This window comes from Mycolicibacterium sp. XJ870, from assembly GCF_053483975.1.
Map to the genome: position 1 here is coordinate 123,667 of NZ_JBEFTI010000011.1, position 21,642 is coordinate 145,308.

At 65.8% G+C, this 21,642-nt stretch carries 17 protein-coding genes; 9 read left to right on the top strand and 8 right to left on the bottom strand.

Annotated elements, in window-relative coordinates:
• Window positions 1–38: 38 nt before the first annotated feature.
• Both ABQF30_RS27825 and clpB read right to left on the bottom strand, forming a co-directional pair.
• Window positions 39–2,657, bottom strand: a complete 2,619-nt coding sequence (locus ABQF30_RS27825) for a tetratricopeptide repeat protein (RefSeq protein ID WP_448469951.1) — start codon at window positions 2,655–2,657, stop codon at window positions 39–41.
• A gap of 1,039 nt (window positions 2,658–3,696) precedes the next feature.
• Window positions 3,697–6,276, bottom strand: coding sequence for an ATP-dependent chaperone ClpB (gene clpB, locus ABQF30_RS27830; protein ID WP_448469953.1), 2,580 nt, complete (start codon window positions 6,274–6,276; stop codon window positions 3,697–3,699).
• Window positions 6,277–6,383: 107 nt separating this feature from the next.
• Here clpB and ABQF30_RS27835 point away from each other — a divergent pair, with 107 nt between their 5' ends.
• The 3 genes from ABQF30_RS27835 to ABQF30_RS27845 all read left to right on the top strand — a co-directional run bounded on the left by ABQF30_RS27835 (window position 6,384) and on the right by ABQF30_RS27845 (window position 8,956).
• Window positions 6,384–7,559, top strand: coding sequence for a macrolide family glycosyltransferase (locus ABQF30_RS27835; RefSeq protein ID WP_448469955.1), 1,176 nt, complete (start codon window positions 6,384–6,386; stop codon window positions 7,557–7,559).
• Between the two features lie 70 nt (window positions 7,560–7,629).
• A complete protein-coding gene (locus tag ABQF30_RS27840; protein WP_448469957.1) occupies window positions 7,630–8,253 on the top strand; it encodes a CYTH domain-containing protein in 624 nt (207 codons plus the stop codon).
• 34 nt (window positions 8,254–8,287) lie between these two features.
• Complete coding sequence (locus ABQF30_RS27845; protein WP_448469959.1) at window positions 8,288–8,956, top strand: GAP family protein; 669 nt, start codon at window positions 8,288–8,290, stop codon at window positions 8,954–8,956.
• On the opposite strand, the gene ABQF30_RS27850 is transcribed toward ABQF30_RS27845, so the two are convergent.
• Window positions 8,951–9,580, bottom strand: a complete 630-nt coding sequence (locus tag ABQF30_RS27850; RefSeq protein ID WP_448469961.1) for a TetR/AcrR family transcriptional regulator — start codon at window positions 9,578–9,580, stop codon at window positions 8,951–8,953. The genes ABQF30_RS27845 and ABQF30_RS27850 overlap by 6 nt on opposite strands.
• A gap of 97 nt (window positions 9,581–9,677) precedes the next feature.
• Here ABQF30_RS27850 and ABQF30_RS27855 point away from each other — a divergent pair, with 97 nt between their 5' ends.
• From ABQF30_RS27855 to ABQF30_RS27865, 3 genes are read left to right on the top strand one after another with little or no spacing between them, the layout of a single operon-like run.
• The gene (locus ABQF30_RS27855; protein ID WP_448469963.1) at window positions 9,678–10,706 is read left to right on the top strand and encodes an ABC transporter permease; all 1,029 of its coding nucleotides are present in this window, start codon (window positions 9,678–9,680) and stop codon (window positions 10,704–10,706) included.
• A gap of 11 nt (window positions 10,707–10,717) precedes the next feature.
• Window positions 10,718–11,884 (top strand): FAD-binding oxidoreductase, encoded by a 1,167-nt coding sequence (locus ABQF30_RS27860; protein ID WP_448469965.1) that lies wholly within the window; start codon window positions 10,718–10,720, stop codon window positions 11,882–11,884.
• Between the two features lie 18 nt (window positions 11,885–11,902).
• Window positions 11,903–12,805, top strand: a complete 903-nt coding sequence (locus ABQF30_RS27865; RefSeq protein ID WP_448469967.1) for an aldose 1-epimerase — start codon at window positions 11,903–11,905, stop codon at window positions 12,803–12,805.
• Here the strand turns inward: ABQF30_RS27865 and ABQF30_RS27870 are convergent.
• Genes ABQF30_RS27870 through dnaK form a run of 4 tightly spaced genes read right to left on the bottom strand, consistent with a single transcriptional unit; the run spans window position 12,802 to window position 16,888 of the window.
• Window positions 12,802–13,182, bottom strand: a complete 381-nt coding sequence (locus ABQF30_RS27870) for a heat shock protein transcriptional repressor HspR (RefSeq protein WP_448469969.1) — start codon at window positions 13,180–13,182, stop codon at window positions 12,802–12,804. The genes ABQF30_RS27865 and ABQF30_RS27870 overlap by 4 nt on opposite strands.
• Entirely contained in the window at window positions 13,179–14,357 is a 1,179-nt protein-coding gene (dnaJ, locus tag ABQF30_RS27875; RefSeq protein ID WP_448469971.1) for a molecular chaperone DnaJ, read from the bottom strand. Before dnaJ ends, ABQF30_RS27870 begins: the two co-directional genes overlap by 4 nt.
• Window positions 14,358–14,390: 33 nt before the next feature.
• Entirely contained in the window at window positions 14,391–15,023 is a 633-nt protein-coding gene (gene grpE / locus ABQF30_RS27880) for a nucleotide exchange factor GrpE (protein ID WP_448469973.1), read from the bottom strand.
• Window positions 15,020–16,888 carry a molecular chaperone DnaK gene (gene dnaK, locus ABQF30_RS27885; RefSeq protein WP_448469974.1) on the bottom strand — a complete coding sequence of 623 codons (1,869 nt, stop codon included), beginning with the start codon at window positions 16,886–16,888 and terminating at the stop codon, window positions 15,020–15,022. The genes grpE and dnaK overlap by 4 nt, the downstream gene beginning before the upstream one ends.
• A 213-nt stretch (window positions 16,889–17,101) precedes the next feature.
• Here dnaK and ABQF30_RS27890 point away from each other — a divergent pair, with 213 nt between their 5' ends.
• Window positions 17,102–18,271: a macrolide family glycosyltransferase gene (locus ABQF30_RS27890; RefSeq protein WP_448469976.1), complete on the top strand. Its 1,170-nt coding sequence runs from the start codon at window positions 17,102–17,104 to the stop codon at window positions 18,269–18,271.
• Window positions 18,272–18,285: 14 nt separating this feature from the next.
• Here the strand turns inward: ABQF30_RS27890 and ABQF30_RS27895 are convergent, their stop codons facing one another.
• Window positions 18,286–19,329 (bottom strand): LacI family DNA-binding transcriptional regulator, encoded by a 1,044-nt coding sequence (locus ABQF30_RS27895; RefSeq protein ID WP_448469978.1) that lies wholly within the window; start codon window positions 19,327–19,329, stop codon window positions 18,286–18,288.
• 157 nt (window positions 19,330–19,486) lie between these two features.
• Between ABQF30_RS27895 and ABQF30_RS27900 the strand changes: the two genes are divergently transcribed.
• Together ABQF30_RS27900 and ABQF30_RS27905 are read left to right on the top strand one after the other, a co-directional pair.
• On the top strand, window positions 19,487–20,800 hold the full coding sequence (locus ABQF30_RS27900) for an aryl-sulfate sulfotransferase (RefSeq protein WP_448469980.1): 1,314 nt from the start codon (window positions 19,487–19,489) through the stop codon (window positions 20,798–20,800).
• Window positions 20,797–21,642 carry an ABC transporter permease gene (locus ABQF30_RS27905; protein ID WP_448469982.1) on the top strand — a complete coding sequence of 282 codons (846 nt, stop codon included), beginning with the start codon at window positions 20,797–20,799 and terminating at the stop codon, window positions 21,640–21,642. The genes ABQF30_RS27900 and ABQF30_RS27905 overlap by 4 nt, the downstream gene beginning before the upstream one ends.

Genomic DNA, 21,642 nt, shown 5'->3' on the forward strand with positions numbered 1-21,642 from the left:
CGACATATCACCGAGACTGCCAAATCATCACCAAACCGTTATGAGACATGCCCTAGCCGAAGGATCGCATCGGAGTGGCCGGCACGGGCAGCCTTCTCGAACCAGCTGCGGGCGGCGGATGGGTCCGCCGGCTCCAAGAAGTCGGCTAGGAAGAGACCGCAGTTGTACATGCCGTCGGGATCGCCAGTGTTTGCGGCCTTTTCATACCATGTGCGGGCGTGTGAAAACTGGGGCGGATCGTACATTCGAAGGAATATCCAACCAAGATAGGACATCGATTCGGCACTACCTTTGTCGGCGGCTTTCTCGAGCCAGGCACGCGCACCGTCTCGATCGGGCGGATCCAAACGCTCGGCAAGCATATGGCCCAGCCAAATCATGGACTGCACGTCGCCCTCTTCGGCGGCTCGCTCCCACCAGGCGCGTGCCGCAACCAGATCGGTTGGGGCCAAACGGTATGCCAGCAGCCAGCCTAAATTCGACATGGCTCGCACGTCGCCTGCTTCGACTGCCCTCTCGTACCAGGAGCGGGCAGTGATGTAATCGGGCGGATTGTGCCTGGTGAGCAGCGCACCAAGATTGGTCATCGCACCGGTATGGCCGGCGGTGGCGGCCTTCTCGTACCATATGCGAGCCGTTGCCGGATCAGGTTGCGACGCATGGTCGGTCAGGACGACGCCGAGGTTGTACATCGCTTCGACGTGGCCGGCATCAGCAGCTCGGGCATACCACTTACGGGCCGCCCCGACCGCGGGTGGGTGCACCTGTGTCATGAGATGCGTGCCGAGCTGGTTCATGGCTTCTGCATCGCCGGCCCGCGCGGCTTTGAGCAGCCAGGTGCGCGCACCGGTGAGATCCTTTGGCTCCCAACGGTGAGTGAGCAGCAACGCCAGATTGATCATGGCGCCCGTGTCGCCACCGTCAGCAGCTTTGCGGTACCACCCGCGGGCGTCCGGTAGCTCCGCCTGATCCCAATGATTGATTGGTACGGAGCCGAGTCGTGCCAGGGCTTCGGCGTCGCCGGCGGCGGCAGCCTTGGCCCACCATCCCCGCGCGCCAGCGAAGTCCGGAGGCGTCTGACCGATGAGGAGGACTCCGACGTTGATCATGGCGTCGGTTCGTCCACGTTCGGCGGCCTGCTCCAGCCAGGTGCGGGCAGCGTCCGCGTCTGGTGGGTTTAATTTGGTCAGCAGCAGAAGACCGAGGTATGCCATGGCACGCGGATCGCCCGCCTTGGCGGCCTTCTCGTACCATGTCTGGGCTGCCGACAGGTCAAGAGGTTCCCAGTCGTTGCTGAGCAGGGATCCAAGGTTAGTCATAGCGTGAACGTTTCCGGCCGCGGCGGCCCGCTCCCACCAGTGGCGCGCCGCGATCACGTCGGGTGGGTCCGACCGGACTAGTAGGCATCCCAAGTTGGTCATGGCGTCGGTGTTGCCGGCCTCGGCCGCCCGTTCGTACCATCCGCGAGCCGCCGCACGATCGGGCGGATCCGTCTTTTCGGCGAGCAGTTTGGCGAGTTTGACCATGGCGTCGGTATCACCCATCTCAGCGGCCCTTTGCCACCACGTGCGAGCGGCCGACAGATCGGCGTCGTGGTCAGCGACAAATCGACCCAGTTGGACCATGGCGGCGGTGTTGCCGGCGGCAGAGGCCTGCTCGTACCACCTGCGGGCATGTGCTAGATCTCGTGGTTCATGATGCTCGGCAAGCGCGCCAAGGAAGTTCATGGCATCTGCACTACCGCCGTCTGCGGCCTTCTCCAGCCAGGCACGTCCCTTTTCGGGATGCGTTGGATCGCGGTGAAGCTCCAATATGCCCAGTAGGGGCATGACGGCAACCAAGCCTGTATCGGCGGCGCGGCCCCAGGCCTCGGCGGCCTCGGCGAGGCAGCCGCGCAGTAGCGCGACCATTCCGACGGCGAACAGGCCTACCGGGCTGGCATCTTGTATGGCCCGCTTCCAAAACCATGCGGGAATGGGACGCCTTGGGGGCGGGGTGTCATCGGCGGCGACGAGGTAGTCGAACGGACGGTAGCCGCGTTCTCCGTCGGGGAGCACCTGTGTGTCGATCATCGCCACCCGCCCCAGTCCGGCGGGCGGAGTCCGCGCAGTGACTATCGCCGCGAGGACCTCTGCGTGGTCAGTATCCAGATATGGCCAGCGGAGGAAGGCGGCCTCCTTGGCCAATTCGATCAGGGCGTGCTCCGAGATGGGATCTGGGCGACCGACGCGAGCCCAGTCAATCACCACTTCGGCCACGGCGCGCCGTAGTGGATCGGCGTGTTCGGCGTCGTCGTACTGCCGCAGCAGTTCAGGCGCTCCAGCCAACTCGGCGCCCAGTCCTGCACCAAGGCTCAAGCCCGGGTACGCACCTCGCGCCGCAGTGGTCTCGTCCTGGTCGTCGTTGGTAGAACCGAGTGAGATTTCGCACGCTTGCTCTAAGAGCATGCGTACTTCCCTGCTAAGTTCGCCACCGGCGCGAAGAAGTTCGCGTTCCTCAGATCGCAGCGTCGCGACCACTACGACACCTCCCGGTCGGGAAGTCAGGGCTGCTAGCCGCGATGTGGTCAGCGGATCGGTCGTGATGAATCGATTGAGGTCGTCGAGCCAAAGAACGACGGGATCTGGGCCGGATTGCCAATCGTGCCGGATGGCCAATCGGTCCAGGCTTCCTGGCAGCGGGATGACGAGGCGGCCTTGCGGCAGCACTCGGCGTAGTCCTTCGTACGCGGTTCGAGTCTTGCCCGCCTTCGACGGGCCAACCAGCACCACCATCGGGCCGCCATCGGTGGCGGCGGCGATGGCTCGGTCTAACCTCTCGTCGACGCCACCGGCAGTGCGACGCACATAGGGATCGTCCTGGCCATACCGTGTGCTGTCGCCCACCAGGGAGGTGGTGGCACCGATTCGGTAGGGATCCAGGTCGCGCACACGCGGAAGGTTGGCGTCCGCGCCGACCACTTCGAGCAAGGTGGTCAGGTCGGGCGTCGGCCCGGTGACTCCAGACAGTATTCCGTGCGGCAAGGCTAGCGTCTGGAGTGCCGACGCAGCGGGTTGGGAGGTCGTCGCAGACGCGGTGCCGCTGTCACTGTTGGCGTAAACGGTGAGGTGGATGTCGCGCCCAGCTTGGAAGTTGGCTGAACCTTTGCCCCCGACCTGCTTTTGGCTCATGATTTGACGATTAGTCCTGCCGGTCGCCTGCCCCGCCGTTGAATCGCAGGTCCCTGCCGGCTTGCCAATTTTGCGATCCCCGCCCGCCCCTTTGCTTCTGTCGGACAACAGTGGTGCGTTGCTCTCCGAGACTTCGGTGCTCCCAGAAGAATTGAGCGACGATGCCTATCAAGCCGACGGCCCCGAGTGAAATAAGAAGCCACTGTGGCCAAGAGTGGACCAAACCGAGGAGTCCCACCACGAGGGCGACTAGGGCTGCGGTCGCACCGCCTACGCGTGCCAAGCTGCCCATCTATCGCCTTTCGTCACCGTCTGCCATCGTAGTGGAACTTGGGTATTCGACACGACAGTCGGAGGGCGATGACTGCGCGAAAAAAAAGCGCAGTCACAAGGGTCGCCCGCGATGCCATCGCGGCCCCAATCGACGGTTATGGACATGCCTTGAATCAGTCTCTCCCGCGAGCAGACGCAAAAGTGCCCAATTCCACATGGGAAAGGGCACTTTCGCGTCTGCTCGCCGGGGAAATCAGCCCAGGACGAGCGACTCGCCGTCAGCGCTGACGTTGACCGGCACCACGTCGCCGTCGTGCACTTCGCCGGCCAGCAGCATCTTGGCGAGCTGATCGCCGATGGCCTGCTGGACCAGGCGGCGCAGTGGCCGCGCCCCGTAGAGCGGGTCGAAACCGCGCTCGGCGAGCCACTTCTTGGCCGGCAGCGACACCTCGAGGATGAGCCTGCGCTGCGCCAACCGCTTGGCCAACTGCTCCAACTGGATGTCGACGATCGACACCAGCTCCTCGGGTTTGAGCCCCTCGAAGATGATCACGTCGTCGAGCCGGTTGATGAACTCGGGCTTGAACGCCGAGCGCACCGCCGCCATCACCTGTTCCTCGGTTCCACCGGCGCCCAGGTTGGACGTCAGGATGAGGATCGTGTTGCGGAAGTCGACCGTGCGGCCCTGACCGTCGGTCAGCCTGCCCTCGTCGAGCACCTGCAGCAGCACGTCGAACACATCCGGGTGCGCCTTCTCGATCTCGTCGAACAGCACCACCGTGTACGGACGCCGCCGTACTGCCTCGGTCAGCTGACCGCCCTGGTCGTAACCGATGTAGCCCGGAGGCGCACCGACAAGGCGAGCCACCGAGTGCTTCTCGCCGTACTCGCTCATGTCGATGCGGACCATCGCACGCTCGTCGTCGAACAGGAACTCCGCCAACGCCTTTGCCAACTCGGTCTTACCGACGCCGGTCGGCCCGAGGAACATGAACGAGCCCGTCGGCCGGTTGGGGTCGGCGACCCCGGCGCGGCTGCGGCGCACCGCATCCGACACCGCGGCAACCGCGGTCCTCTGCCCGACGACGCGCTTGCCCAGCTCGTCCTCCATGCGCAGCAGCTTGGCCGTCTCGCCTTCGAGCATCCGGCCGGCCGGAATGCCGGTCCACGCCTCAACCACTTCGGCGATGTCGTCGGGGCCGACCTCCTCCTTGAGCATCACGTTCTCGCGTGCTTGGGCCACGGGCAGCGCCGCGTCGAGCTTCTTCTCGACCTCGGGGATACGGCCGTACCGCAGCTCGGCGGCCTTGGCCAGATCGCCGTCGCGCTCGGCCCGGTCGGCTTCGCCCCGCAAGGTGTCCAGTTGCTCCTTGAACTCACGGACGACGTCGATCGCGCTCTTCTCGTTCTGCCAGCGGGTGGTGAGTTCCGCCAATTTCTCTTTGTGGTCGGCCAACTCGGCGCGCAGCTTCTCCAGCCGATCCTTCGAAGCGTCGTCCTCTTCCTTTTCGAGTGCCATTTCCTCGATTTCGAGGCGACGCACGAGCCGTTCGACCTCATCGATCTCGACGGGCCGGGAGTCGATCTCCATGCGCAGGCGGGACGCGGACTCATCGACCAGGTCGATGGCCTTGTCGGGCAGGAACCGGGCGGTGATGTAGCGGTCACTCAGGGTGGCCGCGGCGACGAGCGCGGAGTCGGTGATGCGGACACCGTGGTGCACCTCGTAGCGATCCTTGAGTCCGCGCAGGATGCCGACGGTGTCCTCGACCGACGGTTCGCCGACGAACACCTGCTGGAAGCGACGTTCCAGCGCGGCGTCCTTCTCGATGTGCTTGCGGTACTCGTCGAGCGTGGTGGCGCCGACCAGGCGCAGCTCGCCGCGGGCCAGCATGGGCTTGATCATGTTGCCGGCGTCCATCGCCGACTCGCCGGTGGCACCGGCACCCACGATGGTGTGCAGCTCGTCGATGAAGGTGATGACCTGTCCGGCAGAGTTCTTGATGTCGTCGAGCACGGCCTTGAGCCGTTCCTCGAACTCACCGCGGTACTTCGCGCCGGCCACCATCGAACCGAGGTCCAGACTGATGACCGCCTTGCCCCGCAGGCTTTCCGGCACGTCGCCGGCCACGATCCGCTGGGCCAGGCCCTCGACGATCGCGGTCTTGCCGACGCCGGGCTCACCGATGAGCACCGGGTTGTTCTTGGTGCGACGGCTCAGTACCTGCACGACGCGACGAATCTCGGTGTCGCGCCCGATGACCGGGTCGAGCTTGCCCTCCCTGGCCGCGGAAGTCAGGTCGGTGGAGTACTTCTCCAGCGCCTGATAGCTGCCCTCGGGGTCCGGGCTGGTCACCCGCGCGCTGCCGCGCACCTTGGTGAACGCCTCGCGCAGTGCCTGCGGAGACGCGCCGTGCCCGGTCAACAGCTTGGCGACCTCCGAATCACCTGCGGGAGTGGAGCCTGCGGAACGACCCGAACCTCCAGCCAGGCCGACCATCAGATGCTCGGTCGAGACGTACTCGTCGTCCATCTCGGTCGCCAACTGCTGGGCGGTCGTGATCGCGGCCAGTGATTCGCGGGACAGCTGCGGCTGCGAGCTGGCGCCGCTGGCACTGGGCAGCTGATCGACCAGCCGTTGCGCCTCAGCACGAACGGTCGCGGGCTCGACACCGACGGCCTCCAGCAGCGGTGCGGCAATGCCCTCATTTTGGGTGAGCAGTGCCATCAACAGGTGGGCGGGTGTGATCTGCGGGTTGCCTGCGGTGCTGGCCGCCTGCAACGCCGAGGTCAGCGCCGCCTGAGTCTTGGTCGTCGGATTGAACGAGTCCACGACACCTCCCTTTGTGTATGGAAAATGCTTGTCGTGTTGTTCAACGCAGTCAAGGTTGAGTCTGTTCCGCTCAACTCTGATTAACTTCGAGCGGGCACAATCAGACCGTGCACATTGCCGTCGTCGCCGCATCCGCGCCCAGCCACATGTACCCGCACCTGGCGGTCGTCCGGGAGCTCGTCGACCGCGGCCACCGGGTGAGTTACCTGGTCGGCGGCCATCTGGCCTGGCTGGTCCACCCGACCGGCGCGGACGTCATCGAATGCACCTCGGTGTTGCCGGGCGCCCCGGGCGCACCCGAAGACTGGGACGAGAACGATCCCGTCAGCGGCATGCGGATGTTCCTCGATGAGGCCATCCACGTCCTTCCGCAGCTGCACGCGGCCCTCGACGACGACCGGCCTGACATCGTGCTCTACGACATCGGCGGCATGGCGGGCCCGGTGGCAGCCGATCACTGGGGCGTGCCGGCCGCGCAGTTGTCACCGAGCGAGGTCGCCTGGGACACCTACCACGACGACATGGCCGAGGTCCTGGACCCGATCCTGAACAGTCCCAGCGGCCTGACCTACCGCGAGGTCTTCGACGATTGGCTGGCGGATTCCCGATCGAGTCTGACCTTCGACGAGGTGACCGGCGTGCCAGGACGTTGTCTTGTGCTGATTCCGCGGGTGATGCAACGCCACGCCGACCGGGTCGGCGACCGCTACCGCTTCGTCGGGCCCTGTATCGACCCGCGCCGCGAAGATCTACGCGACTGGACCCCACCACCGGGCGACGGACCGCTGGCGCTGCTGGCGTTCGGCACGGCCTACACCCAACGCGTTGACGTGTATCGCAATGTCATCGACGCACTCGACGGGCTGGGCTGGCGGCTGGTCCTGGCGACCGGCCGAGCCAGAGATCTCGGCGAGGTACCGCCATGGGTGCAACTCCGCGACACCGTCCCGCAGCCCGCGGTCCTGCAGCTCGCGGACTGCTTCATCACCCACGCCGGCATGGGTTCGTGCACCGAAGGGCTGTGGTACGGCGTGCCCATGGTGGCCATTCCGCAGGCCGTCGATCAACCGGCCAACGCCGACCGGCTGGAGGCCGTCGGAGTCGGGCGGCACCTTTCGGCCCAGCTGCCCAGCCCCGAACAGATCCGGGACGCCGCGCTCGCCGTGTCGTCCGATGAGCAGGTCAGGTTGCGACTCAACGCGGTTCGTGACGAGATCCACGCCAGCGGCGGACCGGCCCACGCTGCCGACGCGGTCGAGGACATCGTGGCCGGGCGTTGGTGAGCCTGGATTACAGGTGCAGAGACCCGCGTCAGACGCTGACGTTCGACAACTGCCGGGCTACGGTCTACCCATGTCCGAATCCGGCTTCGGTGATTTCGAATTCGAGCGGAAGTTCTTCGTCCGTGAAATGCCCGCCGTGGCGGCATCGGACCCCTCACCTGTGCTGATCGTGCAGGCATACCTGTTCGCGTCCGACGGCTACGCGGTCCGCGTCCGGGTACAGGGCACTGCCCCTGCCGAATTGGACGCCGATCCCGGCCGTCTGGTGGAGGCGATGGACGAGGATTCGATCGGGACGATGACAGCGAAAGGCCCGGCCGTCGGAGGTACCCGCTACGAGGCCGAGCGTGAGCTCGACCCATTGGTCGCAGCGCAGATTGTGCGCAGGGCCGACCAGGTGGTCGCCAAGATTCGGTACTCGATGTGGCTGGGCGAGGACGGCTGGATCATCGACCGGTTCCTCGGCGGCAACGCGCCACTGGTGCTCTCAGAGGTTGAACGGGGCGGCCCCGTGGTCGATCTGGAGATCCCCGCCTTTTGTGCGACGGAGGTGTCCGAGGACGACCGATTCCGCAATGAATACCTGGCACACCAACCGTTCGGCACGTGGGCTGATGCATATCTGACCGAGCTCGACCGGCTCGGGCCCACGTTCGTCGACACCCTGGGCCGAAACCAGTTCGAACGCCGCTAAGTTCTGATCGACCGATACGACGAGAGGGTGGGCCATGCCGGATGTTTTGGTGTCGTTGCTGACGGAACTCATCCCGCTGGCATTGGTGGTGGCGTTGTCGCCGCTGTCGATCATTCCCGGCATCCTGGTCTTGCATACGCCACGCCCGCGACCCACCGGGCTGGCGTTCCTGTTCGGCTGGCTAGTGGGTCTGGCCGTGCTCGCCGCGATCTTCGTCATGGTCTCGGATCTGTTCGGGCGGCTCGACCAACCGCCGACCTGGGCGTCCTGGCTTCGTATCGTGATCGGCGCCGCGCTGATCGTGTTCGGCGCCTACCGCTGGCTCAACAGAAAGCACTCAGAGCATTCGCCGGCATGGATGCGCAGCCTCAGCAATATCAGCCCGGGCCGAGCCGCCGTCACCGCGATGGTCCTGACCATCGTCAACCCCAAGGTGCTGTTCGTCAGCGCAGCAGCGGGTTTGGCGATCGGCACCGCCGGTCTGGGCCGGACGGGTGCGTGGGCGTCGGTGATCTACTACGCCCTGGTCGCCGGGTCTACCGTCGCAATTCCGATTGTGGCTTATGCGATTTCGCCTGACCGCCTTGGCGCACCGTTGACGCGACTCAAGGAATGGATGGAACGCAACCACGCGAGCCTGGTCGCGGGGATCCTCATCGTGATCGGACTTCTGGTGTTGTACAAAGGCATTCACGCCCTATAGGTCGGGCAGGCCCAATTCCTCGGCGTCGGCGGTCAGATAGCGCGTCACCGCCGGCGCGATCAACCGCACCACCTCGTCCCCGGTCAGGGTCGCCAGTGGCGGCACCGCCATCACGTAGCGCAGCATCGCGGTGCCCACAAGGTTCGAGGCGGCAAGCATTGCCCGTAGGCGGGCCTGTTCGCCCCCGCCGAGCACACCGGACACCGTTGTCAGTACGTATTCCTGCATGAACGACCGGAACGCCTCATGGGCATCGGAGTTCGAGGTGGCCGACTGCAACATCGCGCGCATGCTGGCCGCGGTCTCGGGCGACTCCCAGATCTTCAGATACGTGCGCACCATGCGGATGCCGACCTCGTCGGCCGGGCCTTCCAGCGCGGCGACCAGCAGGCCGGGGTCGAGGATCAGCTGCAGCGATTCGCGGAACAGGTCCGCTTTCGACCCGAACAGGTAGAGCACCATCGACGGGTCGACGTGGGCGTCCTCGGCGATGGCCCGGAGCGTCGTCTTTTCATAGCCCTCCGTGGCGAAGCGCTCTTTCGCGGCGCTCAGGACCGCGTCCCGCGATACCGGATCGCCCTGCCTGCGGCCCCGCTTCTTCGCTGTTTTCCCTGGTGAAGCCATCCGCCGACACTATCATTTCAATAATCGTTGAAATACGGTTGGCACGGCGTTACGCTCAGCGCATCATTAATTCAACACTAGATGAAAAGGCAATCGCATGACCACGCAATCGCTACCCGCTCACGACACGACGTCCGAGCACGAGCCGCCGGCCGCCCTGCGCGCCATCGGCATCATCGCGGTGCTGACCGTCGCGATCGCACTCGTCGCAATCGCCTTCGCCCTACCGGCGTCGCGGTCCAAACCGCACGACGTGCCCATCGGCGTGGCGGGCCCGCAGGCCGCCACCAGTCAAATCGCCGAGCGGCTCGAACAGCAGGCTCCCGGCGCCTTCGCGGTCACCTTCTACCCGGGCGAGCAGGCATTGCGTGATGCCATCCTCAACCGGAATGTCTACGGGGGCATTGCATTGGGCCCTGACCGCCCAGCTCTACTGACTGCTACCGGCGCCAGCCCGGCCGTCGCGCAACTGCTCAACCAGATCGGGTCAGGCCTCGCCCAGCAGTCCGGTGCACCACTACGGACCGAGGATCTCGCCCCGCCCGCCGAGAAAGACCCGCGGGGCGCCGGGCTCGCCGCCTCGGCACTGCCCATCACGTTGGCCGGCATCCTGCCCGCGATTCTTCTGACGCTCGCCCTCAAACGCGAGGTGTGGACCCGGCTGGCCGCCGTCGTCGTGTTCTCCGGAGTCGCGGGCATCACCATCGCCGCGCTACTCTTCTTCGTCTTCGGTTCCATCGAGACGAATTTCTGGGGCGCGGCCGCCGCGCTGGCCCTCGGTGTGGCCGCAGCCGGCCTGTTCATGCTCGGCCTGGGGTCGCTGTTCGGCAAGGTCGGCCTGGCCTCAGGGGCATTGCTGGCCCTGTTGCTGGGCAACCCGCTGTCGGGGCTGACGACGGCACCGGAGATGCTGCCCAGCGGTTGGGGCCAGCTCGGCCAACTCTTGCCCCAGGGCGCCAGCGCCACCCTGCTGCGGTCCGCGGCATACTTCGACGGCGCAGGGTCCGCCACCGCCATCATTGTGCTGGGATGCTGGGCGCTCGCCGGGGCAATAATGGTGGTCACCGCCGCGGTGCGGCAATCCAGCAAGCGCGCGGTGCGGCAGCGCAGGTTGACGCGCGCATAGAATGCAGCCGCGTGGGGCTTGATGACCGGGATGCGCTGCAGCAACTGCAGCATGCCGTCGACCCACAAAACGGTTCCGGCGCGGTGATCCGCGACTTCTACACCACCTGGTTCGCCACCGACCTCTCGGCCCGTGACCTGTTTCCCCCGGACCTCGACAACCAACGCAGGGCCTTTGGCCAGGCCCTGACCTGGCTGTTCGGTGAGTTGATCGCCCAACGGGCAGAGGAACCGGTGGCGTTCCTCGCCCAACTTGGGCGCGATCACCGCAAATACGGTGTGACGCAACGTCATTACGACACCATGCAGGATGCGCTGTACACCGCGCTACGCAAACATTTCACCGCTGGGTGGACCGACAGCCTGGCCGAGGCCACCCACGACGCGGTTGCGTTGATCGTCGGGGTGATGCGCGGTGCGGCCGATGCCGAGCAATCGCCTGCCTACTGCGACGGCACCGTCGTCGAGCATCATCGGGTTACCCGGGACGTCTCGGTGATCCGGCTGCAGTTGGACCAGCCGCTCTTCTACCACCCCGGTCAGTACGTGACGGTCGAGGTCCCGCAGTGGCCACGCCGTTGGCGCTTTCTCAGCCCGGCGGTCCCCGCCGACCGCTCGGGAGCCATCGAATTCCACGTGCGATCGGTCCCCGGCGGCATGGTCAGCACCGCGATCGTCGGCGAAACCCGGCCGGGTGACCGCTGGCGGATCTCGAGTCCGCACGGCGGCATGCAGGTCGACCGCGACGGCGAAGACGTGCTGATGGTGGCGGGCAGCACCGGCCTGGCACCGCTGCGGACGCTGATCATGGATATGACGCTGCACGGTGTGAATCCGCGCGTGCACCTGTTCTTCGGCGGGCGCTTTCCGTGTGACCTCTACGACCTGAAAACGCTGTGGACGATCGCCTCGACCAATCCGTGGCTGTCGGTGACACCGGTATCCGAATACAGCACCGACCCACCGTGGGCCCGCGACTACCCCGACGTCCAGCCACCGCGCGGCCTGCACGTCCGGCAGACCGGCCAGTTACCCGAAGTGGTCACCCGATACGGCAGCTGGGGCGACCGCCAGATCCTCATCTGCGGCGGCCCTGCCATGGTCGAGGCGACGAAGGCCGCGCTGATCGCGAAGGGCGCGCCACCGGAACGCATTCAGCACGATCCGCTGACGCGCTGACCGTGACAAACTTGGGCAATGGCCGGCTACCAACCCGTCACGCTGCGTGACCCCGCCTCATCGCTGTGTGCCACCTACGTACCGGATGCGGGAATGGTCTGCACCTCCGTGGCCGACGACGGTGTCGAGTTCCTGGGTCAGCGCCGCGGACTACAGGCGTACATCGCCGACGGCAAGACGCTGGGCATCCCTATTCTGTACCCGTGGGCAAATCGGCTCAGCGCCAACACCTATGACGTCGACGGCACCGCGGTCACGCTGACCCCGGGTGTCGCAGGGGTGCGTGTCGACGAGCGTGGCTCGCCGATTCACGGTGTGCTGGCGGCCAACCCGGGTTGGCGGGTCACCGAGCAGTCCGAGAACACGCTCGTCGCGACGCTGGATTGGGGCGCGATGCCCGACCTGCTCACGACGTTCCCGTTCCCGCACCTGCTGACCATGGCGGTGACGCTCGCCGACCACACCCTGACGGTGGACACCACCGTGACGCCGTCGGCGGCAGCGGCGGTCCCGTTGTGCTACGGCTATCACCCGTACTTTCAGCTTCCGGATGTCCCCCGTGAAGACTGGCAACTACAGACACCGACCATGCGGCATCTACCGGTGGACGATCGGGGCATTCCGACCGGTAAGACGTCGGAGTGGGCCGGCGGAACCGAGCAACTGGGCGGTAGGCAGTTGGACCACGGATTCGATCAGGTCCCAGACGGTGCGCAGTTCTCGGTCTCGGGTGGCGACCGCCGCATCGACGTGACGTTCCACCGCGGCTACCACGCCGCGCAGCTCTTCGCACCCCGCAGCGACGACGTCGTGTGCTTTGAACCGATGGCCGCACCGACCGACGCGCTGCGTCGCGGGACCTATCCGACCGCGGTCCCCGGAACGCCTGAGACCGCTACCTTCTCGATCATGGTCGGCTAGCGGCTGCCCCTCCTCGGCTGCCACAGGACGACCGCCTTGGACGCCATCGCAACATCGTGGCGTTGGCGGGCGGCACTGAGCTGCTCTACTTGCTGAGTCAGCTCGGCCACCCGGGCACGCAGCGCGTCGACCTGATTGGTGAGCTCGATGATGCGCTTGATGCCGGCCAGGTTGACGCCCTCGTCCTGGGAGAGCCGCTGCACCTCACGCAGCAGGTCGACATCGCGCTCGGAGTAGCGCCGCCCGCCGCCGGAACTGCGCTGCGGGCTGACCAAGCCGAGGCGGTCGTAGGTGCGCAGGGTCTGCGCATGCATGCCTGCCAGCTCGGCTGCCACCGAGATCAGAAACGTTCGGGCTTCCTCTTTTCGCTTACTCATAGGTTGCCTGCCCATCCGGCCCGTGGGTCGAATCCGCTGGCCCGTTCGGCTTTCGCGTAGGCCTCAAGGGCTTCGGCCGCTTCGCCTTCCAGGTTCGGCGGCACAGCGACCTTCACCGTGACCAACAGGTCCCCGTGGCCACCGGAGCGCTTGGGGACGCCACGTCCGCGCACCCGCAGGATCCGGCCGTCCGAGGTGCCCTTGGGTACCCGCACGCCGACTTTGCCTTCCAGTGTCGGCACGGAAAGTGTTGTCCCCAAGGCCAATTCGTGGAAGCTCACCGGCACGCTGACTGTCAGGTCGTCACCGTCGCGCCCGAACACCTTGTCCGGCCGCACATGCACGGTGACATAGAGGTCACCGGACGGCGCGCCGCGCAGCCCGGCCTCACCCTGGCCGGGCAGGCGAATGCGTTGGCCGTCCTCAACACCCGGCGGGATCCGCACGTTGATGGTGCGGGTCCGTGTCGTGACACCGGTACCTTGGCACTCGCCGCAGGGGTGCTCGATGATCGACCCGCTGCCCCGGCACTCGGTGCACGGTTCGGAGAAGCCGAACGCCCCCTGGTTGCGGTTGATCACCCCGGAGCCATTGCAGTTCGGGCATACCTTCGGGCTGGTGCCCGGCCGCGCACCGCTGCCATGGCAGTTGGTGCACGGTGCCGGACTGGTCAGCCGCAGCGGCATGGCCACGCCCTTGGTGGCTTCCAGGAACGACAACTGGGTTTCGGTTTCCAGATCGTTGCCGCGGCGCGGCCGGCTGGGCCGGGCTTGCGCGCCCCGACCGAACAACCCACCGAAAAGATCGCCGATGTTGGCGCCACCGGCCTGGCCGGCCGCGTCGAACAGGTCGCCGAGGTTGAATTCGCCCCCGTCGGTGGTGAATCCACCACCGCCGAAGTTCCCGGCGCCCGGGTTGAACCGGCGGCCGAAGCCGCCGCCGGCGAACAGCCGCCGGGTTTCGTCATACTCCTTGCGCTTCGCGGGGTCCGACAGAACACTGTTCGCCTCGGACACCGCCTTGAACCGTTCTGCGGCTCCAGGCTCGGAGTTCCGGTCGGGGTGCAGTTCGGAGGCCAGTTTCCGGTAGGCCTTCTTGATCTCGTCGGCGCTGGCGTCAGAGGAGACGCCGAGTTCTTTGTAGAAATCCTTTTCGACCCATTCGCGTTGGGCCATGCTGCGTCACCTCCTTGCCTCTAGTTGTTCTGTCTAGTTGTCTGATTCTGCGGTCTGCGGACCGCCGGCGTCAGTGTTATCCGTGGGTTCGGCCGCTGTGTCGACCTCTTCCGGCACGGTGTCGACCACGCCGACCATGGCGTGGCGGACCACCTGTTCGCCGACCTTGTAGCCGCGGCGCATGACGGTTCCGACGACGGGATGCGTTCCCTCGCCCTCATGCTGCACGGCCTCGTGAAGCGATGGGTCGAACTCGTCGCCCTCCTCGCCGAACCAGGAAAGGCCCAGGCTCTCAAGAGCATTGACGAGCTTGTCCGCGACCGACTTGAGCGGCCCGGACTCCAGGTCGCCATGGCTGCGGGCCCGATCCAGGTCGTCGAGCACACCAAGCAACTGGGTGACGACGGTGGCCTTGGTGCGGTCCGCGGTGGCCTGCTGATCGCGCAGCGTGCGTTTGCGGTAGTTGTCGTACTCGGCCTTGACCCGCTGCAGTGTGGCCTTGAGTTCGGCGACCTCGTCGCTATCGTCCGCCAACTCCACGGCGTCGGCCGCGGCCGGCGCCGCCCCCTCGGGGGTCGGCGCCGACTCGCGAACCTCACCGGTGTCCGGATCGATGCGCCGTTTGTCGGTGATGGTCACCGGCTCGTGCGAATCGTCTTGACTCACTTGTTCTCCCGGTCATCGTCAACAACTTCGGCGTCAACCACGTCGTCGTCCGAGCTGGCGGAACCTCCGCCTGCCCCGGCGCCGGCGCCGCCGCCGGTCTGCTCGGCCTGGGTGGCCTCGTAGATAGCTTGACCCAGACCCTGGCTCTCGACACCCAGCTTCTCCATCGCGGACTTGATCTCGCCGATGTCGGTGCCTTCCAACGCCTTCTTGGCATCGGCGATCGCGGCATCGACCTTGGTCAAGGTGTCCTCGGGGACCTTCGAACCACCCTCGGCTTCGCGCTGTTCCTTGACGAACTTCTCCGTCTGGTACACCAGCGACTCGGCCTGGTTACGAACGTCGGCCTCTTCTCGACGCTTGCGGTCCTCCTCGGCGTGGGCCTCGGCGTCCTTGATCATCCGGTCGATCTCCTCCTTGGACAGGCCGGAGCCTTCCTGGATCTTGATCGTGTTTTCCTTGCCGGTGCCCTTGTCCTTGGCGGTGACGTGCACGATGCCGTTGGCGTCGATGTCGAACGTGACCTCGATCTGCGGCACGCCACGCGGGGCCGGCGGGATACCGGTCAGCTCGAAGGAGCCGAGCAGCTTGTTGTGCGAAGCGATTTCGCGCTCACCCTGGAACACCTGGATCTGCACCGACGGCTGGTTGTCGTCCGCGGTGGTGAAGGTCTCACTCCGCTTGGTGGGGATGGTGGTGTTGCGCTCGATGAGCTTGGTCATCACGCCGCCCTTGGTTTCGATACCGAGGCTCAGCGGGGTGACGTCAAGCAGCAGAACGTCTTTCACCTCACCCTTGAGCACACCGGCCTGCAGGGCAGCACCCACAGCGACGACCTCGTCCGGGTTGACGCCCTTGTTGGGCTCCTGGCCGCCGGTCATCTCCTTGACCAGTTCGGAGACCGCGGGCATCCGGGTGGACCCACCCACCAGCACGACGTGGTCGATCTCGGACACCGAGATACCGGCGTCCTTGATCACCGACTGGAACGGCTGCCGGGTGCGGTCCAGCAGATCCTGCGTGATCTTCTGGAACTCGGCGCGCGTCAGCTGCTCGTCGAGGAACAGCGGGTTCTTGTCCGAGTCGACGGTGATGTAGGGCAGGTTGATCGAGGTGCTCTGGCTGGAGCTGAGCTCGATCTTGGCCTTCTCGGCCGCTTCACGCAGCCGCTGCATGGCCATCTTGTCCTTGGTCAGGTCGATGCCTGAGGTGCTCTTGAACTTGTCGACGAGCCACTCCACGATCCGGTCGTCCCAGTCGTCACCGCCGAGGTGGTTGTCACCCGAGGTGGCGCGGACCTCGACGACACCGTCGCCGATCTCCAGCAGCGAGACGTCGAACGTGCCGCCACCCAGGTCGAACACCAGGATGGTCTGTTCCTTCTCGCCCTTGTCCAGGCCGTAGGCCAGGGCGGCCGCGGTCGGCTCGTTGACGATGCGCAGCACGTTGAGGCCGGCGATCTGGCCGGCTTCCTTGGTGGCCTGACGCTGAGCGTCATTGAAGTAGGCGGGCACGGTGATGACCGCGTCGGTGATGTCCTCACCGAGGTACGCCTCTGCGTCACGCTTGAGCTTCATCAGCACGCGCGCGCTGATCTCCTGCGCGGTGTACTTCTTGTCGTCGATTTCAACGGACCAGTCGGTGCCCACGTGTCGCTTGACCGAACGGATGGTCCGGTCGACGTTGGTCACGGCCTGGTTCTTGGCGGGCTGGCCGACCAATACCTCGCCATTGCGCGCGAACGCGACAACCGACGGGGTGGTCCGGGAGCCCTCGGAGTTCGCGACGACGACAGGGTCGCCGCCTTCCAGAACCGCCACGACGGAGTTGGTGGTCCCGAGGTCGATGCCGACCGCACGAGCCATGGTGTTGCCTCCTGATAGACATATAGGGGTCTGAGCGGACTGCGCTCAAGCCTGCTCCGGCCGACTATACGTTGTCAACCTAGACTTGAGTCTGTATCACTCAACTTGCTGTCGATCTGCTCAACGGAGCCGATGGCGGTTTTGTTCCCGGGCCCACAAACTTCGCCGACGAGTTCAGCGCCTGGCGCGCGGGTCGGGTTACCTTGACCCATCGTGGCGACCATTTTTGTTTACGGGCCGCTTGGGGCTGGGCACATCAATCCCACGCTCGGAATCGTGGCCGAACTCGTACGGCGGGGGCACCGGGTGACCTATTGGGCGCCCCGTATGTTCGGGGACCGAATCGCCGAGACCGGTGCCCGGTTCGAACCGGTCGTCTCCACCTGGGAACAGCTCGATGGCGGGCCACCGCAGATGCATGGCAAGGAACTGATCCGTGCGATGGGACTGCTGCTGGACGAGACCGCGGCCGTGGTGCCGATACTCGCCGAGACGCCACCACCCGATCTGGTGCTGCACGACGGCACCCTCGCCTGGTGGGGGAGGATCCTGGCTCATCGGTGGGGTGTGCCCGCGGTGGAGATCTGGCCGAACTTCGTCAGCAACAGGCACTGGTCGATGAACGCCTACGCCAAGATCAACCCCGTCAGCCCGCGGTTTCTGTGGCAGATGTTCCGGATCGGCCGCTACCTGCGCAGCCAGGGCATCACCGAGATCGGTGACTTCCTCCAGGGCAGATCCGCGGCCGCGCGGCTCGTCACGCTGCCGCGCGCCTTCCAGTACGCCGGCGACACCTTCGACGGATGGCACTTCGTCGGGCCGTGCCTGACCGAGCGGGCGTTGCACGCCGACTGGTCGCCACCAGCTACCGGTCGGCCGGTGCTGCTGGTCTCGCTCGGCACTGCCTACAACGCCCGGCCCGAGTTCTACCGGATGATCATCGAGTCGGCCGTCAACCGCCCCTGGCATGTGGTGCTCGCGATCGGCGACCAAGTCGATCCCGGCGGGCTCGGACCCATCCCAGACAACGTCGAGGTCCATGAGCAGGTACCACAATTGGCGGTCCTCCGGCACGCTCAGGCTTTCGTCACCCACGGCGGGATGGGCAGCACCATGGAGAGCATCTACCAGCGGGTTCCGCTGGTAGCGGTGCCGCAGATGGCCGAGCAACGGGCGAACGCCGATCGGATCGCCGGACTCGGTCTTGGCTTCGCTCTCGACCCTGAGCACCTGAACGCGGATGCCATCTGGACAGCGGTGACCGCGGCGGCTGACGATGCCGGCCTACGTGATCGACTGGCTCAGATGCGTGCCGAGATGGACACTGCCGGAGGCGCAACCACGGCTGCGGGCGTGATCGAACGAGTGCTGGACGAACATTGAGCCGCTGGTCGGGATCAGCAGCATCGCCACTCGCCGGGGCCGTTGTGTCGATCCGGAGCACACCCGCAGGTGTCGCCGATCCGTAGCGACGGCTCCATATCCGGTCCGGCCACCGTTGCGCCGTCCAGCAGATTGCTGAGCGCCCGGTGGGCGATGGTGTCGACGGGTTGCTGCGCTGCGGTGAGACGGAACTGCCCGTAGTCGTTATCGCTGCCGTCGAAGCCGACGACGCGGATGTCGTCGGGAATCTGCAGCCCCGCATCGATGATCGCGCGCACCGTCGCCGTGGTCTGCCCGTATGTCCCGACCACGAATGCCCCAGGGGCGCCGGCACTTCGCAGGAACGCGCCGACGGCAGCGTAGGCCCCGGCCGGGGTCAGATCGGTGCGGATGAGCGGGACGTCATCTCCGACGACGGAGGTGACGCCGGCGAAGCGTTGCCGCACGGTTTCACGGTCACCGTGGCGGACGTCGGCCTCGGTGAAGCCCCCGACCAATGCGATGTCGGCGCACCCGTGCTGGTCGACGAGGTGCCGCGTGACGAGCTCACCGGCGCGGGCATGGTCCACGCCGATGATGTCGACAGCCACCTCGCCACGGATGTTGTGCATCCATACCACCGGAATGCGCTCCTGCCGGCAAAGTTTCGCGGTTTCCTGCGCATTCGCGGCGCCGATCACGACGAGACCGTCGATCCCGACTTCGGCGAACGCGGTCGCGAACTCGAGCTCGCGTTCCGGGTCGTATCCGGTGTTGCCGATCACCGTGAGGTGGTCGCGCGCACGGGCCTCGACTTCGATCCGCCCTACGAACTCGCCGAACAGCGGCAGCGTGAGATCTGGGACAAGTAAGCCGATCTGGCGCCAGCGCCGGGGCCGACGAAGTGCTCGCGCGCGGAGATCGGGCCGATAGTTCAACTCATCGATAGCCGCAATCACTTTGGCCCGCAACGACTCCGACACCGGACGCGGGCCGTTGTTCAGCACATAACTCACCACCGCCGTCGAGGTCCCGGCGCTGCTCGCCACGTCAGCCAGTGTCGGCCGTTTCCCACTCACGCAGGGACACCTTTCGGTCGTTGGAAACGCTGTCGCCAGCCTTTGAATCACGTCGATTGTGACGGTTCCGCCGGCGCTCTCGCTCGTTACGCTAATCGATTAGAACCTTTACGAGGAGGACCCATGGTTGTAACAGGACATTGGTGGAGTAGCTGACATGGCATTCGTACGACACTCCGGGGTCACGTACCTCGACCCTGAACTCGCATACGACAGTTACGTCCTGTTCACCGGCGCCGATTCTGTCACCCGCCTGATCGACCTGAACGGCACGGTCGTGCACGAGTGGCCCTACGCCGGGGTTCCGCCGCGAATTCTCGATCCGGCACTCAACGGCGGCCGCATTGGCGACGTCGGAGTGCAACTCTCCGACAGCGACGACGCGCGCGGCGGCATCTACGCCAATGGCACGGTCGGACAGCTCGATTGGGACGGCGAGCGGGTGTGGGAGTGGGGCGCCCAGGCACCCGCCGGTGCCGCCCGACAGAACCACGACTGGGAGCTACTCCCCAACGGCAACCGGCTGATCCTCGTGACGGTTCCGCGGGTGGTGCCCGCCCTCGGCGACCACGTCGTGGGCGATCAGGGCCTCTATGAAGTCGACCCGGACGGCGGGATCGTGTGGCAGTGGCTGGCCGGCGACCATCTCGATGAGTTCGGGTTCTCCGAGGCCGGGTGGGCGGCGCTGCGGGAGACCGTCGCACGCGACCCCGAAGACCCGTGGGGCTACCTGGAGATGAACAGCGCCAAGTCGCTCGGACCCAACCGATGGCACGATGCCAAGCCCGACAGCGTCTTTCATCCCGACAACATCGTGGTCAGCTTCCGCAAGGCCAACATCATCGCGCTGATCGACAAAACCTCCGGGGCGATCGCGTGGAAGCTGGGCCCCTATTACGCCGCCGAAGCGGGCGCGCAGCATCAGCGGATCAGCGTGCACAAGGTGCCCCGCCCACTGGACCAGACGTCCGGCCAGCACAACCCGCACATGATCGCCGCCGGACTCCCCGGCGCAGGCAACATCCTGGTTTTCGACAACCAAGGTGGGGCCGGATATCCCCCGGCCTCGATCGGCATCTACGCCGGCTCTCGCATACTCGAAATCGATCCTGTCACTGAAGAAATCGTCTGGCAGTACACCGCCGAAGACTCCGGCTTGCCGCCCTGGACATTCTTCAGCTCGTTCGTCAGCAACGCGCAGCGGCTACCCAACGGCAACACCCTCATCACCGAAGGCATGCAGGGCCGGCTGTTCCAGGTGACGCCCGACGGTGATGTGGTCTGGGAATACCACAGCCCGTACCAGGGATACGGCGTGGCCGGCGAGCCTGAGGTCAAGCAGACCAGGGTCCCCGGAGTCGACCGGCTCACCCTGACTGCACTGGTGTACCGCTCCCAGGCGGTCCCGTTCGACTGGACACCCGCCGGGACCCCGCGCGCACCACTTCGGGAAATCGATTTGCGCCCATGACGACACGTCTAGAAACAGCAACGGTCGGTTCGCGCTCGCCGGCACCGGCGATCCAACCCCCTCGACGCACGTTCGGCCGGCCAAAGTGGCTACGGCCGCTCGGCTGGACGGTCGCCGGGCTGGTGCTCGCGTCAGCAGTGTGGTCAGTCGTCGTGGCGTCGGGGCGGTTCCCCCGGGAGTTGTTTCCGAGTGTGCCGGAGATCCTCGCCGCGGGCCACACCCTGTGGACCGAGGGCTTGCTGGTTGACGACATCAGCGCCAGCTTACGCAGGGCTGCAGTGGGATTCATGATCGGCGCCATCGCCGGGATCGTGGTCGCGGTGATCACTGCGACCACCACTGCAGGCCGTAACCTGCTGCAGCCCGTCCTGCGAGTCTTCTCGCCCATCCCGACGATCGGTCTTGTCCCGCTTGCCATCCTGTGGTTCGGATTGGGCGAGAACAGCAAGACCCTCGTGATCGCGCTGGGTGTGTTCGTGCCGGTGTGGATCAACAGCCATGGCGGCCTGGCCAGTACACCGATCGATTATCTCAAGGCCGCCCGATGCCTCGGAGCCGGACGTTGGCAGACGCTGCGCAAAGTCGTGCTGCCGGAAGCAGGCCCCGACATCGCCTCGGGTCTACGCGTCGGAGCCGCGATGGCGTTTGTGCTGATCGTGGTAGCTGAAATGACCGGCACCACATCGGGTATCGGGTACCGGATCTATCAGGCCCAACTGTTCTCCCAGGCCGACCGGCTCATCTTCTGTCTGATCATCCTTGGCATCGTGGGCGCAATCTGCGACCTTCTCGTCAACTCGATCACTTCCCCGTTCACACGCTGGGCCAAGGAGGAACGCTGA